The sequence below is a fragment of the Arthrobacter sp. MYb221 genome, from assembly GCF_002979835.1.
Classification (GTDB): domain Bacteria; phylum Actinomycetota; class Actinomycetes; order Actinomycetales; family Micrococcaceae; genus Glutamicibacter.
Genome location: NZ_PCPW01000019.1, coordinates 48,229 through 62,282, shown reverse-complemented (window position 1 = coordinate 62,282; position 14,054 = coordinate 48,229). Strand labels below are relative to the sequence as shown.

13 protein-coding genes are annotated in these 14,054 nt (G+C 63.0%); 3 read left to right on the top strand and 10 right to left on the bottom strand.

Going from position 1 to position 14,054, the window contains the following annotated elements; genetic code table 11:
- Positions 1-232: 232 nt before the first annotated feature.
- The 4 genes from CQ015_RS17475 to CQ015_RS17460 form a co-directional block, all read right to left on the bottom strand.
- Positions 233-1,798, bottom strand: coding sequence for a transporter (locus tag CQ015_RS17475; protein WP_105650736.1), 1,566 nt, complete (start codon positions 1,796-1,798; stop codon positions 233-235).
- Complete coding sequence (locus CQ015_RS17470; protein WP_105650735.1) at positions 1,780-2,538, bottom strand: ABC transporter ATP-binding protein; 759 nt, start codon at positions 2,536-2,538, stop codon at positions 1,780-1,782. The genes CQ015_RS17475 and CQ015_RS17470 overlap by 19 nt, the downstream gene beginning before the upstream one ends.
- A 152-nt stretch (positions 2,539-2,690) precedes the next feature.
- Positions 2,691-3,599, bottom strand: a complete 909-nt coding sequence (locus CQ015_RS17465; protein WP_105554258.1) for a tetratricopeptide repeat protein — start codon at positions 3,597-3,599, stop codon at positions 2,691-2,693.
- A complete protein-coding gene (locus CQ015_RS17460) occupies positions 3,599-5,365 on the bottom strand; it encodes a hypothetical protein (protein WP_105650734.1) in 1,767 nt (588 codons plus the stop codon). Before CQ015_RS17460 ends, CQ015_RS17465 begins: the two co-directional genes overlap by 1 nt.
- 159 nt (positions 5,366-5,524) lie before the next feature.
- Between CQ015_RS17460 and CQ015_RS17455 the strand changes: the two genes are divergently transcribed.
- On the top strand, positions 5,525-6,799 hold the full coding sequence (locus CQ015_RS17455; protein ID WP_258138810.1) for an AI-2E family transporter: 1,275 nt from the start codon (positions 5,525-5,527) through the stop codon (positions 6,797-6,799).
- Here CQ015_RS17455 and CQ015_RS17450 read toward each other — a convergent pair.
- Entirely contained in the window at positions 6,796-7,137 is a 342-nt protein-coding gene (locus CQ015_RS17450; protein ID WP_105554261.1) for an ATP/GTP-binding protein, read from the bottom strand. The two genes, CQ015_RS17455 and CQ015_RS17450, sit on opposite strands and share 4 nt — an antisense overlap.
- Positions 7,138-7,192: 55 nt before the next feature.
- On the opposite strand from CQ015_RS17450, the gene nucS reads away from it, so the two are divergent.
- Positions 7,193-7,888 (top strand): endonuclease NucS, encoded by a 696-nt coding sequence (gene nucS, locus CQ015_RS17445; protein WP_096284256.1) that lies wholly within the window; start codon positions 7,193-7,195, stop codon positions 7,886-7,888.
- Between the two features lie 9 nt (positions 7,889-7,897).
- Positions 7,898-9,106 carry an N-acetylglucosamine-6-phosphate deacetylase gene (locus CQ015_RS17440; protein WP_105554263.1) on the top strand — a complete coding sequence of 403 codons (1,209 nt, stop codon included), beginning with the start codon at positions 7,898-7,900 and terminating at the stop codon, positions 9,104-9,106.
- Between the two features lie 82 nt (positions 9,107-9,188).
- Here CQ015_RS17440 and CQ015_RS17435 read toward each other — a convergent pair whose 3' ends face one another.
- From CQ015_RS17435 to atpA, 5 genes are all read right to left on the bottom strand, one after another.
- The gene (locus CQ015_RS17435; protein WP_105554264.1) at positions 9,189-9,617 is read right to left on the bottom strand and encodes a DUF2550 domain-containing protein; all 429 of its coding nucleotides are present in this window, start codon (positions 9,615-9,617) and stop codon (positions 9,189-9,191) included.
- An 8-nt stretch (positions 9,618-9,625) separates the two neighbouring features.
- Entirely contained in the window at positions 9,626-9,895 is a 270-nt protein-coding gene (locus tag CQ015_RS17430) for a F0F1 ATP synthase subunit epsilon (protein ID WP_096283884.1), read from the bottom strand.
- Between the two features lie 2 nt (positions 9,896-9,897).
- Positions 9,898-11,343, bottom strand: coding sequence for a F0F1 ATP synthase subunit beta (gene atpD / locus CQ015_RS17425; protein WP_096283886.1), 1,446 nt, complete (start codon positions 11,341-11,343; stop codon positions 9,898-9,900).
- A 35-nt stretch (positions 11,344-11,378) separates the two neighbouring features.
- The gene (locus CQ015_RS17420; RefSeq protein WP_096283888.1) at positions 11,379-12,272 is read right to left on the bottom strand and encodes a F0F1 ATP synthase subunit gamma; all 894 of its coding nucleotides are present in this window, start codon (positions 12,270-12,272) and stop codon (positions 11,379-11,381) included.
- A 75-nt stretch (positions 12,273-12,347) separates the two neighbouring features.
- The gene (gene atpA / locus CQ015_RS17415) at positions 12,348-13,985 is read right to left on the bottom strand and encodes a F0F1 ATP synthase subunit alpha (protein ID WP_105554265.1); all 1,638 of its coding nucleotides are present in this window, start codon (positions 13,983-13,985) and stop codon (positions 12,348-12,350) included.
- Between the last annotated feature and the right edge of the window lie 69 nt (positions 13,986-14,054).

Below are 14,054 nucleotides of genomic sequence, written 5' to 3'. Positions count from 1 at the left end.
GTTGCCGCATGTGATTTTGCCGAAGCATGTTGATCCGGAGCAGCAGCCGCGGCGTAATACGTATTGGGACTAGCCACCGGTGAGCGGGAGAACTCCGCCCACGACCGTGACCGCGCAAGGCGCAGGAGACCAGGGCATCAATTCGGTTAGTTCGTGAGTTAAGACAACGCCCGCATCAACCGGGTCGGAGAAAATCCGACCCGGTTGATGCGGGCGTTGCAGGGTTTGCTGTCTAGCGGTTGACCAGCACCGCTTGCATCAGCTCCGGCTGACGCGCGTCCATGGTCTTGCCACCAATCTTGATCCCAAGGAACAGCATGATGGAACCGGTGATCAGGCCGACCGCGACGGTAATGTATCCGGCCAGCATCGATTGGGTCACCCAACCGAAGATATATGGCACCAGCGTTGGAATCAGCAGCACACCCATGATGCCAAAGGTCGCCAGCTGAGTCAGCGCCACGCGGGCACCATTGCCTGGCGGAGTCTTCATCGGATTGTCCCCAGGCAGCGGCACCGCGTAGGTGTACCGCGCCGAAGCGATCGAGGCGACGCCCAACGCAATCAGGAACGCTCCTAAGGACATTCCCAGATCTCCGGGAATACGCCACGGCTGACCGGTCAGCGAGGCCGGCAAGACCGCGGCCAGGATCAGCGGCACGATGACCAGTGCGAAGCACGCCAGCACGCGGCCCAAGCGATCGTCCTTGCCCGTCACACCGGTGAGCACATGCAGCGCAAAGGCGGTGTTGTCATAGGAGACATCCGCGGAGATCGAGAAACCCATCAGAATGCCGATCAACGGACCGAGCAGCAGCATCATGGAGTAGTTTCCCGTGGTTCCGCTGGCAAAGTAGAAGATGATCGGGAGCATCGGCACCATGATCACGCTCAACGCATAGCGCGGGTCTTTGAACCAATAGGTCAGGGCGCGCGCGGCCACCGCGCCGCTGGGCGTAGCCGGGGTGATTTTGAAGAACCCCAATCCCTTCGCGCTCGATGCACGCTGCGCGGCCGGCGGAGTGACCGTGGCCTTGCCGGTGGCTCGGGTCAGCAAGAGATATAGCCCGGCCAGGTAGACCAGCGCCAACGCCAGGTGCAGTCCCAAGGCCGCGAACTGACCGGTGGCAAAGTCGTTTGGCACGGCTGCAAAGGCACCGAGCGGGGTGAACGCAAGGACCTTGGTGGCGGGGATCAGCAGGTCGAAGATCGATTCGACGTTGGTGGCGATCGTGGTGATGATCGGGCCCAGGCTGATCAACAGCAAGAACAGCACACCGAAAGACAGCTCGCGGAAACGGCGCTTGGCGCGCAGCGCGGTGGCCATGATCGTCAGGTACTGGCAGAGCAGAATCGCCATCACCCAGGTGCCGATCGCACAGAGCAGCCCAACGATGAGCGCCATTGGATCCAGTCGCCAGATCGTGGAAAAGCCCAGCACCGCAAGCATCGTCAGAAAGGCCGGAACCGAGATGAACCCGGCGAGGATCAGCCCGCGGGCCAAGGTCTTGGCCTCGATGCCGAAGTGGACGAAGCGCTGTGGCTCCAGGGTCAGGTCCACACCGGTGATCATCGGCGGGATCACCGCCCAACCGAGCACAATCACCGAACCGACCAGCACGCTCACCCAGCCGCGCGCCTCTAAGTTGTCGGCGCTAAACCACATGGCCAGCGACAGCATCACCACCATGCCCAGCGCGTAAAGCCCACCGATGATCACGCCCGCCAGCTGCCACGGGCTGCGCTTGAAGCCGTTGGCCAGTAGCCGCAGCTTCAGCTTTAGGATGTACGCAACCATGACAGCCCTTCACTTGTGCCACGGCCGCCGACCAGATCGACGAAGCGGTCCTCCAAGGACATCCCGTCGCGTACCTCGTCCACCGTGCCCGAGGCCTTGAGCACGCCGCCGTCGATGACCGCCACATGCGAGCACATGCGCTGGACCAGGTCCATCACGTGCGAAGAAACGATCACGGTGCCGCCGAAGGCGACGTAGTCGTTGAGGATGTCGCGGATATTCGCCGCGGAAACCGGGTCCACCGCTTCGAAGGGCTCATCGAGCACCAGCAGCTTCGGCGAGTGGATCATCGCGGTCGCCAGCGAAATCTTCTTGGTCATGCCCGCGGAGTAGTCCACGACGAGTTTGTCGCCGTCCGCGCTCAAATCCATCACGCGCAGCAGGTCTTCGGTGCGCGTGGTGACCTCCTCGCGGTCCATGCCGCGCAGCAGGCCGGCGTAGGTCACCAGCTGCCGGCCGGTCAGCCGGTCGAATTGGCGCACCCCGTCGGCGAGCACGCCCAGGGTCCGCTTGGCGGTGTGCGGCTCCGCCCAGATGTCCGCCCCGTTGACCAGCGCGCTGCCCTGATCCGGGCGCAGCAGTCCGGTCGCCATTGAAAGCATCGTCGTTTTGCCTGCACCATTGGGTCCGACTAGTCCATAGAAGGACTTGGCGGGCACCTGGAGGCTGACATTGTTCACCGCCACCTTGTCACCAAATTGCTTGGCAAGGTTCCTTATTTCGAGCGCCATGCTATTCATGTGTCGAGAATATCAACCTGCCAAGTCAAGACGCATCATCCTTTGGAGTTAATCTCGTAGCCCAGGCCCGTGGTAGGAGCATCCGGGCAGAATAAAACGGCCCACTTTCATCGCCTGAGCAATGAAAGTGGGCCGTCATGGGCTGCGGGTGCTTAGAACAGCACGCGGGCCAGCTTCTGGCGCGATGCCGCCACACGCGGATCCGCGTTGCCGATCACCGCGTAGAGCTCGATCAGCCGGCGGCGGATCCGTTCGCGGTCTTCATCGGCCAACCGCGAGATCAGCGAGACCAGCCGGGCGAAGGCGTCTTCCACATGTCCGCCGACCAGGTCCAGATCCGCAACGTTCAGCTGCGCGGTGAGATCATCCGGGTTTTCTGCCGCGGCGGCTCGCGCCTCGTTCAGCTCCAGGGCCTGCGTGCGGGAGAGCAAACGCACCTGGTAGACGCCGACCTGGGCGTCCTGATCGTTGGGCTTTTCGTTGAGCGCCTCTAGGTAGGCTGCCTCGGCGGCGGCGTAGTCACCGGCGTCGATCGCATCCACCGCCTTTTGGTGCAGCGGCGGCAGTGGCTGCTCTTCGCTTCCGCCGGAGAAGGCCGGAACGCTCCCGGCCAAGCCCTGCTGCACGCCCAGTTCGGCCAGCTGGTTGAGCACCTGGTCGATCTGCTCGGCAGCTGCCGGGCCTTGGAAGAGCGGGACCGGCTGGCCGTTGACCAACGCGATCACCATCGGGATCTGCTCCGCCTTGAACGCTTGGGCGATATTCGGGTACTTCTCCGCGTCCACCAGGCCGAGCACCATCTTGCCGGCGCGGCGATCCACGAGGGTTTTCAGCGCGGCGTCGAGGTCTGCGGAGACCTGCACCCGAGGCGAACCCAGGGAGACGATCGCCGGCACCTGCTGGGAGAGCCCGACAAACTGCTGGAATGCGGCCTCGTCCAGGGTCAGCGTCCAGCTAGCCGCCGCGCCGGGTGCGTTCTCCTCGGTGGCCTGCGGGCCGTGGGCGGCCAGGGAGCCTAAATCGATGGCTCCGCGCGCCGAGGGAATATGTGGTTCGGTCATTAGTTCTCCTCCGCCTGCTTGACGCTCAGCAACACTACCTCGCTGGCGACAAGCTGAATCTTGTCGTCATTGCCGGACGCTGGGATGTACATCATCACCGGTTCGGCGTACGTGATCTCTACGTTACCGGTAGAGGTGCTCGATCCAAGCAACTTCTTGGTCAGCTCGTCGGCGCTCTCCAGCGGATCTGCATCCTCGGTGCGCTCGAATACTGCCTTCTGGTTCAGCCGGCCGGTGACGATCGCACCGCCATCGGGGGTGGAGATCACCTGCGTGTCCTTCTTGTTGACCGAGCGCGAGTACTTCACATTCGCCTCGTTGGCTTCTTCCTTTTCCTTCTTCTGCCCCGAGTGGATCGCCTTGATGAATTCGGATTCCGCGAAGTTGCCCTTGTGCTTGGACTTCTCGTTGGTCAACACGTCCGCGAGCTGATCGAGCGCCTCTTCCGGCTTGACCTTCAGCCCTTCGGCATTGCTGCCCAGCTGCTGGATCGAGGGGTCTCCCACCGCGATGCCCGGGAAGGTCGAGTTCGGCAGCATCTGCGCGGCGAAGCTGACCTTGTAGTTTTCGCGAGCGCTGTCCTGCTTCAGGGTCAACGCCATCGGCAAGGTGGCCGGATCCGAGTCCTTTGCGGTCACCACCGAGATCACCCGCGGGAATTTCGCCTCGGAGCTATTTGGCACGGCGGCCGAGCGAATCACCGCGGTCTTCAGCGCCAGCGGCTTGGCGATCTTGATGTCGTCATTCAGGATGTCGTAGCGCTTGGTGCGCAGGTCCTTGAAGGCACCGGAGGTACGGGCATCCAGGTCCTTCTTCGTATTCTTCTCGTCGGCCTTGCCGATCTGTTTCTCCACGTCGCCCAGGATCCGCTGCAGCTGCTCCTCGGTGAGCACCGGGTAGCTATCGGGTTCGGCTTCCGCGGACGTCGATTCGTCGGCCGGCTTCGAGTCGTCGGCGGGCTTGGATTCCTCCGCTTTCTCCGATTCCTCGGATTTCGCGGAGTCCGATGCCTTGGCCGATTCGGCTGGCTTGTCTTCCGACGGTGCCATCGGCACGCTGACCCCGCCCACGGCCAAGGCGAGCACCGCGACCATGGCCAGCGAGTTCTGCGTGGTCGAGCCGCCCATGGCGCTCGGGGAGGCAGCTTCGGCGCGGCGCGCAGGCTTGGAAGGCTTGATCACGCGCATCAGCAGCAGGGCCACACCGAAGACGAGCAGCAGCGCGCCGATGATGATCAGCGGCAGCGCCCATGGCATGGCATCGTCGTTGGCATAGGTGACCGAAATATCGGTTGGCGCCGCCTTGGTGCCATCGGCGGCCAGCAGCAGCGACCAGTCGCCGTTATCCGGCGCGGTCCAGCGGTAGGTCATCGTGCCATCGGCCTTCTGCGAGTCGAAGAACAAGTCATCGCCAGCCGGGTTCGGGGTCTTCTTCTCCCCGTCGATCAGTTCGGCGACCAGCTGGTGGTTTTCGCGGTCCACTCCGGTCAGCTCGACATGGGAGGCGTTGTCGACCCACGCCTCGACGTCGTAGCTGCGCGCCAGCGAGGCGGTGAACTCGCCGTCTCCGCTGATCACCAGCTCCACCGGTTCGGCATTGGCATTCTGCACCGACGGTTGGATAACCGTCAGCGGCGCCTCGGATTCAAATTCTGGCATGCTTGCGGTGACCGTTTCGGGCGGAGCCCAAAAGGTCTTCTGTCCGATCCCTACCACCAGGGCAACGGCCCCAAGCAGGATCGCGATCACGGAGATAACTTTTCGCACGACTTCACCTATTCGCCAACGGTCACAGCTGTTCTTTCACAAGTCTAACGAGTCCATCGCCCCAATGGTTCCGCGATCTACCTGTGAAGTGGCTCAAATGACCATGTCGGAGTGTCATAGAGCACTTTCAGAACCCATTCCGGCGGTATGCTCGGTGCCATGGAGAGTAATCAGCCGCCCAATGAACTTCCGGACCCGGCAACCAACCCCGCGCACCCCTCCGCCACCGAGCCGTCCGCCGGGCAGCCCGAGCAGGGTTCCGCCGAGCCCGAATCCCCCACCGCGCAGTGGGCACGCCGGCTTTCCGCCAAGGTGAACGCACTGCTGAAATCCCCGCGCCGCCCCAACTCGTTCGGTGAGCTCCCGGAGGCCACCGATCAGGGGACCCCCGAGCCGATCCCCGCCCTGCACCCGATCTCCATGGGCTTCTTGGGCACCATCGGCGTGGGAATGGCGCTGGCCGGCTACTACCTGCTGACCAATGTCGGCTCGCTGATCACCTGGATTGCGATCGCCCTGTTCATCGCCCTGGGACTGGACCCGGTGGTGCGGTTCCTGATGCGCCGCGGGTTGAACCGGCCGCTGGCGGTCACCTCCACAATGGTCGGGTTGCTGGCAATCTTCGCGGGGTTCATGGCGCTGATCATCCCGACGCTGGTCACGCAGATCACCCAATTCATCTCCCGCGCCCCGGAAATCACCGACAACTTCCTCAACAGCCAGTGGGTCAGGCAGATCGATGCGCAGTATGCGCTCTCGGCGCGCGTTAATACCGAGGTGCAGCGCTTCTTCGGCGATTCCGGCGCGGTCACCAACGTGTTCGGCGGCGTGCTGGGCGTCTCCCAGACGGTGGCCCAGTCGATGTTCGGCGTACTGATCGTGCTGGTCCTGGCGATCTACTTCCTCGCCTCGCTGCCGGGCATGATGTCGTTTTCGATGCGCTTGGTCCCGCGCTCCAAGCGGACGCGCGCCAGCGAAATCGCTACCCGCATCACCCGCTCGGTGGGCAACTACGTCATGGGCCAGGCCTCGGTGGCGGTGCTCAACGCGCTCGTCGCGCTGGCGCTGATGACCCTGCTGGAGGTCCCCTTCGCGGCGTTGCTGACCTTGCTGGTCGCGATGCTGGCCTTCATTCCGCTGGTCGGCGCGGTGATCGCCGGGGTGCTGGTCACCCTGGTCACCCTCACCCTGGGCTGGCAGACGGCGCTGATCTACGCGGTCTGCTACTTCGGCTACCTGCAGATGGAGGCCTACTTCGTCTCCCCGCGCATAATGAACAAGGCCGTCGCGGTGCCCGGGGCCGTCGCGGTGATCTCGGTGATCGCCGGCGGCACGCTGGTGGGGATCACCGGGGCGCTGATGGCCATCCCGGTCGCCGCCTCGGCGATGATCCTGCTGCGCGAGGTGTTCATCGCCCGCCAGGACCGGCTCTAGTAGCGGTAGGAGCGCGATTCCCAGCAGTTCGGATGCCAGTGCCGGCGATTCGCCGCGGCCGCATCGTCCCCGGACCAATGATCGGCCCGCCAGGTCACCAGGTGCGCCACGCCCGGGGTGATCATTCGATGGCAGCCCGGGCAGGTGTAGGTTTTCACCGCGTTCAGCGGGGACACCTTGCGCACATGCCATTGCCCGTCCGGGGCATCCTGCAGGCGCACCACCCCATAGCGGGCGCGCTGCATCCAATCTTCGTCATTGCCCTGCGGCGCGCTGGACCGCGAACGAGCATTCGGTGCGGATCCTGGTTTGCGGCGCGGGCGGTTCGAACGTGGCATGCCTTTAATCATGCCGTATCGCGCACCGGCGGCACGAACCGGTAAAGTAGGTCGGGTGCGTTTAGTGGTTGCAAAGTGTTCAGTAGATTACGAGGGCCGTCTTCGAGCCCACCTCCCCCTAGCTACCCGGCTGATCATGGTCAAGGCCGATGGTTCGGTGCTGATCCATTCCGACGGCGGCAGTTACAAGCCGTTGAACTGGATGAATCCGCCGCTGGTATTACGTGAGGCGAGTCCCGATGAGGACGCCGCCGCCCTCGGCGCGCTCAGCGTCTGGCATGTGACCAGCGCGAAGACCGATGACAAGTTGACCATCAGCTTCCATTCGATCGAGCATGATTCGGCTCATGAGCTCGGCGTGGACCCGGGGCTGATCAAGGACGGCGTGGAGGCCGATCTGCAGCGCCTGCTGGCGGAGCAGATCGGGCTGCTCGGCGACGGTCACCGGCTGGTGCGCCGCGAGTACATGACCGCCATCGGCCCGGTGGACATCCTGGCGCGCGATGCCTCCGGCGCCGCGGTGGCGGTGGAACTCAAACGCCGCGGAGACATCGACGGTGTCGAGCAGCTCACCCGCTACCTGGAGCTGCTCAACCGCGATCCGCTGCTCAAACCGGTCACCGGAGTGTTCGCCGCACAGCAGATCAAGCCGCAGGCACGCACCCTGGCCGAGGACCGCGGGATCCGCTGCCTGACCCTGGATTACGATGCGATGCGCGGAGTCGATGACTCTGCGGGCAGACTCTTCTAAGCTAGGTACATGAATACCGCTTCGCGTTACGCCATTTTCGCCACTCTCGTCTCCGATGGACAGGAAGTCAGCGATGGCGTGCTGGCCATCGAGGACGATCGAATCCGTTTCGCGGGCAACCGCGACGACTGGCTCGCCCTGCCCGAGGCGGAAGAATTCACCGACTATCCGGTGCCCGAAGGCACCATCCTCATTCCCGGGCTGATCGACCTGCACTGCCACGGGGCCCTCGGCGCCGATTTCGCCGCCCCGGAGCACGGGCCGGTCACCGACGCCCTGGAGTACCTGCACCGCGCCGGCACCACCACCCTGCTCGCCTCGCTGGTCACCGCCGAGCAGGGCGAGATGACCCGGGCGGCCGAAATTCTGGCCGAATTCGCCGAGGCGGGCCAGATCGCCGGCATCCACGCCGAAGGCCCCTTCCTTTCAGCGGCGCGCTGCGGGGCGCAAGATCCGCGCTACCTCACCGACCCGGACCCCGAATTTGTCGAAGAGCTCGTGGCCGCCAGCCGCGGCCAGCTGCGCACCATGACCTACGCCCCGGAGCTGGCCGGCTGCGAGGAGCTGATCGAACAGCTGGTGATCCTCGGCGTCGTGCCCTCCCTGGGCCACACGAACGCGAGCGCCGAGGTCACCGCCGCATCCCTGCGCTACGCCCGCGACCAGCTGAGCAACGCCGGGGTGGACGGCTTCACCGAGAAGCCCACCGTCACCCACCTGTTCAACGGCATGCCTCCGCTGCATCACCGTGAGCCCGGTCCGGTGGCCGCCTGTCTGGAGGAGGCCTCGCGCGGCAACGCCTTCGTGGAACTCATCGCCGATGATGTGCACCTGTCCCCCGATACGGTCCGCCTGGTGTTCAACCTGATCGGCGGGCGCCATGTGGTGCTGGTCAGCGATTCGATGGCCGCCACGGGGCTGAGCGACGGGCACTACTCGCTGGGCCCGGCGCAGGTTGAGGTCAAGGATTCGCAGGCCCGCCTGGCCGACGGTTCGCTGGCCGGCGGCACCAGCACCCTGCTTGAGGTGCTGCGCTGCACGGTCGACGCGGGCATCCCGCTGACCCGGGCCATCGAGTCCGCCACCTCCATCCCCGCCGCGCTGATCGGCCTGGCCGACGAGGTCGGCAGCCTGCACTATGGCTTCTGCGCCGACGTGGTGATGCTTGACGCGAAGCTGCAGCTGCAGCAGGTGATCCGCAACGGGCAGGTCCTCTAGCCCGCATCCGGTTTAAACAGCGCATCCCGCCGTGTCCACCCAATGGGTGGAAGCGGCGGGATGCGTTTTTTGCGGCGCTGGCTCAGATTTGCCAGCTGCCGGCGATCGGCCCGGCTTCAAGCCAGGCGGAGAAACCCGTGTAGTCGCGGTAGTCCATCGCCAGCAGCTGCTCTTCGCCCGATTGGGTGAGCTGCACGATGACGAACCCCGGAGGAATCTGCATCGCTTCATCCTCGCTGGGCCGACGCCAACCGTTCATCTCTAGTCCGCGGCGCTGCAGCACGTAGCTGGGCACCGGGGAGACAGAGAAAAACCGCAACAGGTCCAGATGTCCCCCGCCGTAGCGGCCGATCGCCATCATCCAGCGGCCCTTGGGCGTGCGGATGGAGGCGTCGAAGGTGCCCAGGGTGCGCCGCAATTGAATGCGGCGCACACCCATGGCACCGAAGAACAACACGATGCAGGTTAATACCAGCAGCGCTATCAGAACTGGTGCGGTTATCTCGATCAATTCAATGCCTACGCTGCGGTACCAATCACAGCGTTATCGGCGACGATCACTACGCGATCCGAATCGACGGAGCAGAAGCCACCGTCGATCTGCACCGAGAAGCGCGCTTCGGAAACTGGATCGATTTCCAGATCCCCAGCGGCAAGCACCGACAGCATCGGAACGTGACCGGGCAGAACGCCGATCTCGCCGTCAACCGAACGTGCCTTGACCAGCTTCGCAGCGCCGGACCACACGAAGTGGTCCGCCGCAACGATTTCGACCTGAAGTTCGGCCATGGTTAGCTGGCCTTCTGGATTTCGGCCCACTGGCGCTCGACGTCATCAAGACCGCCGATGTTGAAGAACGCCTGCTCTGCGATGTGGTCCAAGTCGCCATCGCAAATGGCCGTGAAGCCTTCGATGGTGTCCTTGATTTCAACGGTCGAACCCTCAACACCGGTGAACTGCTTTGCGGTGTAGGTGTTCTGCGACAGGAACTGCTGGATGCGGCGTGCACGCGACACGACGATCTTGTCCTCTTCGCCCAGTTCGTCAATGCCGAGGATCGCGATGATGTCCTGCAGTTCCTTGTTCTTCTGCAGAATAGCCTTCACGCGGATGGCAGTGTCGTAGTGCGCCTGACCGATGTACTGCGGATCCAGGATTCGCGAGGTCGAGGTCAGCGGATCGATCGCCGGGTACAGACCACGCGACGCGATTTCACGCGACAGTTCGGTGGTTGCATCCAAGTGAGCGAAGGTTGCCGCTGGAGCCGGGTCGGTGTAGTCATCGGCCGGGACGTAGACGGCCTGCATCGAGGTGATCGAGCGGCCCTTCGTCGAGGTGATGCGTTCCTGCAGCAGGCCCATCTCATCGGCCAAGTTCGGCTGGTAACCCACGGCCGAAGGCATGCGGCCCAACAGGGTCGACACCTCGGAACCGGCCTGGGTGAAGCGGAAGATGTTGTCGATGAACAGCAGCACGTCCTGGTTCTGCACATCGCGGAAGTACTCCGCCATGGTCAGTGCCGACAGTGCCACGCGCAAGCGAGTTCCAGGTGGCTCATCCATCTGGCCGAACACCAGGGCGGTGTCCTTCAGAACGTTGGCTTCTTCCATTTCGACCCAGAGGTCGTTGCCTTCACGGGTGCGCTCGCCCACACCGGCGAATACCGAGGTACCGCCGAAGTTACGTGCCACACGGGTGATCATTTCCTGGATCAGCACGGTCTTACCCACACCTGCGCCACCGAACAGACCAATCTTGCCACCCTTGATGTACGGGGTGAGAAGGTCGATCGACTTGATGCCGGTTTCCAGCATCTCGGTCGAGCCCTCAAGGTCTGCGAACTTAGGTGGCTGGCGGTGGATTGGCCAGCGCTCGGTGACCTGGATCTCCGAGTTGTCAACGTCCAGGGCTTCGCCCAAAACGTTGAAGATGTGGCCCTTGACGCCGTCGCCAACAGGGACGGAAATCGAAGCGCCGGTGTCGATTACCTGGGTACCGCGTACCAGGCCGTCAGTGGCCTGGAGGGATACCGCGCGGACCATGTTGTCACCGAGGTGCTGGCTGGTCTCGAAGGTAATGGTCTTGGTTACACCGGCGAGGGTTAGCTCGGCGGTGAGGGCGTTGTAGATTGAAGGCAGTGCATCGGCAGGGAACTCGACGTCCACGACCGGGCCAATCACGCGGGCAATACGACCGGTGGCCCCTGCGGTAACCTGCTCGTTGAGTTGGGCAGTCATCTTTCTCACTTCTTGTCTGGTCGGAGTTTCGAAATTTAGCTGTTCAGCGCGTCTGCGCCGGCAATAATTTCCGAAAGCTCCTGGGTGATTTCAGCCTGACGGGCATTGTTGAGCAATCGCTTGTACTTCTTGATTAGTTCGCCAGCGTTGTCGCCAGCAGCCTTCATCGCACGCTGACGAGCAGCGAGCTCCGAGGCTGCGGACTGCAGCTGGGCGTTGAACAATCGCGAATCGATGTACCGCGGAAGCAGCGCGTCAAGCACTTCCTCCGGCGATGGCTCAAATTCGTACAGTGGCAACAACTCGTCGGTTGGCGTCTCGGTCTCATCCTCGACTACCTCCAACGGCAACAGACGGATGACCGTCGGTTCCTGCGTGACCATCGACTTGAACTGGGTGTATACGACGTGGATCTCCTCCACACCGCCCTGCTCGTAATCGGTAGCGAAGTCCTCTAGGAGGATTTCGCGCAGCTCGCGTGCGGTTTCGAAACGCGGGGAATCGGTGTCCCCGGTCCACACTCGGGCGTACTCGCGCGAACGGAAATCGAAGTAAGCCTGAGCCTTGCGGCCGACCAAATAGGTCTTGACTTCCTTGCCTTCCTCACGCAGGAGTTCCACGAGATGCTCTGCCTGCTTCAGAACGCTGGCGGAGTAGGACCCGGCGAGGCCTCGGTCCGACGTCATAACCAAGACCGCGGCGCGGCGAACCTGCGCCGGCTCGGTGGTCAATGGGTGATCGACATCGGCCTGGGACGCGACGGCGGTTACTGCACGGGTAATCGCATTGGCATACGGCAATGAAGCCGAAACACGCGCACGTGCCTTGCCGATGCGGGATGCAGCGATCAGTTCCATCGCCTTGAAGATCTTGCGCATCGACGAAGTCGAACCGATCTTCTGGCGGTAGACCCGAATCTGGGCTCCCATGTGTGTCCTTTCCTTAATCCTTACGATCGGGGCGTGGCGCCGCTAGCAGCGCCCCACCCCTGCGTAAAGAAAATGTCAGCGCTTCTGCTTGACGATCTTTTCCTGGTCGACGGACTCGGCGTTCAGAGCGTCATGCTCTTCGTGGCCGGCTGCAACCAGCTGGTCATCGCCTTCACCGAAGAAGCCAGCCTTGAAGTCGACGACGGCAGCCTTCATGGCTTCCACGGTCTCGTTCTCCAGCTTGCCAGTCTGGCCGATAACGGTCAGAACCTGAGTGCGGTGACGCAGGTAATCGATGAACTCGGTTTCGAAGCGGCGGACGTCTTCCACTGGAACATCGTCCAGGTAGCCGTTGGTGCCGGCCCAAACCGATACAACCTGATCTTCCACGGCGTACGGCTGGTACTGGCCCTGCTTGAGCAGTTCCATCAGACGTGCACCACGGGTGAGCTGCTGCTTGGAAGCGGCGTCCAGGTCCGAAGCGAACATGGCGAAGGCCGCCATGTCGCGGTACTGGGCCAATTCGAGCTTCAGCGTACCGGAGACCTTCTTCATGGCCTTGACCTGTGCCGAACCACCCACGCGGGATACGGAGATACCCACGTCGACGGCTGGACGCTGGTTGGCGTTGAACAGGTCCGACTGCAAGAAGATCTGACCGTCGGTGATCGAGATCACGTTGGTCGGGATGAACGCGCCCACGTCGTTTGCCTTAGTCTCGATGATCGGCAGACCGGTCATCGAACCTGCACCGAGTTCGTCGGAGAGCTTGGCACAACGCTCAAGCAGGCGGGAGTGTAGGTAGAACACGTCGCCTGGGTAGGCTTCGCGTCCTGGTGGACGGCGCAGCAACAGCGACACGGCGCGGTATGCTTCAGCCTGCTTGGACAGATCGTCAAAGACGACCAGCACGTGCTTGCCACCGTACATCCAGTGCTGGCCGATGGCCGAGCCTGCGTAAGGGGCGAGGTACTTGAAGCCAGCTGGGTCGGATGCCGGGGAGGCCACGATGGTGGTGTACTCCAAAGCGCCCTGCTCTTCGAGGGTCTGACGTACGGCAGCGATGGTCGATGCCTTCTGTCCAACCGCTACGTAGATGCAGCGAACCTGCTTGGTCTCGTCGCCGGAGGCCCAGTTGGCGCGCTGGTTCAAGATGGTGTCAACCGCGATAGCGGTCTTACCGGTCTGGCGGTCACCAATGATCAGCTGACGCTGGCCACGGCCGATCGGGATCATGGCGTCGATAGCCTTCAGACCGGTCTGCATTGGCTCGTGCACGCTCTTGCGCTGGGTGACGCCTGGTGCCTGGAGTTCCAGTGCACGGCGGCTCTCGGCCTCGATTGGGCCCAGGTTATCCATTGGCTCACCCAATGGGTCAACCACGCGGCCCAGGAAGGCGTCGCCTACTGGAACCGAAAGGATCTCGCCGGTGCGCTCAACCTTCTGGCCCTCTTCGATGCCGGTGAAGTCACCAAGCACGACAACACCGATTTCGCGGGTGTCAAGGTTCTGGGCCAGGCCCAGAGTTCCGTCTTCGAACTTGAGCAACTCGTTGGCCATGACGGAAGGAAGACCCTCCACCTTGGCGATGCCGTCGCTCGCGCTGACGACGCGTCCCACCTCGGTACGCTCTGCCTTACCCGGTTCGTAGGAAGTAGCGAACTCGTTTAGGGCATTACGGACGTCGTCGGCATTGATGGTCAAATCGGCCATCTGCAGTCCCTGCTCTCCTAAATTGTGATCCGTAGAAAAAGATTACGAATCGAATATGAATGAAGTCTG

What these genes read in the sequence shown, in the direction of transcription:
- CQ015_RS17420 (WP_096283888.1), bottom strand. Translation starts at nt 12,272, where the DNA reads ATGGGAGCCCAGATTCGGGTCTACCGCCAGAAGATCGGTTCGACTTCG.
- CQ015_RS17470 (WP_105650735.1), bottom strand. Translation starts at nt 2,538, where the DNA reads ATGAATAGCATGGCGCTCGAAATAAGGAACCTTGCCAAGCAATTTGGT.
- CQ015_RS17430 (WP_096283884.1), bottom strand. Translation starts at nt 9,895, where the DNA reads ATGGCCGAACTTCAGGTCGAAATCGTTGCGGCGGACCACTTCGTGTGG.
- CQ015_RS17465 (WP_105554258.1), bottom strand. Translation starts at nt 3,599, where the DNA reads ATGACCGAACCACATATTCCCTCGGCGCGCGGAGCCATCGATTTAGGC.
- atpD (WP_096283886.1), bottom strand. Translation starts at nt 11,343, where the DNA reads ATGACTGCCCAACTCAACGAGCAGGTTACCGCAGGGGCCACCGGTCGT.
- atpA (WP_105554265.1), bottom strand. Translation starts at nt 13,985, where the DNA reads ATGGCCGATTTGACCATCAATGCCGACGACGTCCGTAATGCCCTAAAC.
- CQ015_RS17455 (WP_258138810.1), top strand. Translation starts at nt 5,525, where the DNA reads ATGGAGAGTAATCAGCCGCCCAATGAACTTCCGGACCCGGCAACCAAC.
- CQ015_RS17450 (WP_105554261.1), bottom strand. Translation starts at nt 7,137, where the DNA reads ATGCCACGTTCGAACCGCCCGCGCCGCAAACCAGGATCCGCACCGAAT.
- CQ015_RS17475 (WP_105650736.1), bottom strand. Translation starts at nt 1,798, where the DNA reads ATGGTTGCGTACATCCTAAAGCTGAAGCTGCGGCTACTGGCCAACGGC.
- CQ015_RS17440 (WP_105554263.1), top strand. Translation starts at nt 7,898, where the DNA reads ATGAATACCGCTTCGCGTTACGCCATTTTCGCCACTCTCGTCTCCGAT.